Below are 769 nucleotides of genomic sequence, written 5' to 3' on the forward strand. Positions count from 1 at the left end.
TGAATCAATCATAAATAAGTCCTGTGTGAACGTGCCAAAGATTGGCTGTGTACATGTTCCGCTTCCTCGAAGCGATTTTCGCAAGCTCAATATCACTTCTTGCGGCGAGCGGTCTAACTAGAGGTTGCCCATCTAAATAGCATTATTGTTCCCCAAATGCAGAAGCCCCAGAACAAAGCCCAAAGAATGTTTATCAGCATTGCTATATCTGAACAGGAACGTTTTGCTGAAGAATGTCAGTTGGCTTTTCGCGTTGGCCGCAAGTGAAGATCCTTTCTGAATCTTCCCAAGTTACCCGATAGACACAATCTGAAAGAATCTCGAACTGGTAGCCAATATCAACCAAATCTGTATGGTCGAAACTGAAAAGCTTATCCGTACCATCGTAAACATCGATGTATATCTTGTAGAAAGTCAGGTCACGGTTTAGCTCTGCCATTGATTTCAACCTAGTTCTAAGCGCTATTTGCTTAGCGTAACCAGTGATAAAAAAGTCGTAACCATCTAAAGGACCAAAACCGGAACTGTTCTTTTTCTTGGGTGAAGTCTCCGTTCCTTGAGCTGTTGGCGTGCCAGCTGGAATTTCGACGTTAACATTTTGCTGCTTTACTGGTTCCGGTGCTTTTTCGGGTTCAGGCCACCACGCCATGATGTTGATAGGCAAACCAACACCCAAAAGCAAAGCGGTACCGATAACGGGCCATCGCTTCCAGAAAGGTCTAATGTCTTTCGCTTGCGCTTCTTGAACATGCTTATTGGACTGAGAATG

Annotated in this window: 1 pseudogene; it reads right to left on the bottom strand. The window is 44.3% G+C overall.

Going from position 1 to position 769, the window contains the following annotated elements:
• Positions 1-202: 202 nt before the first annotated feature.
• Positions 203-769 (bottom strand): annotated as a pseudogene (locus R8N47_RS24740) (assembly protein); the annotation flags it as partial.

Source organism: Vibrio sp. 2132-1, assembly GCF_033344315.1.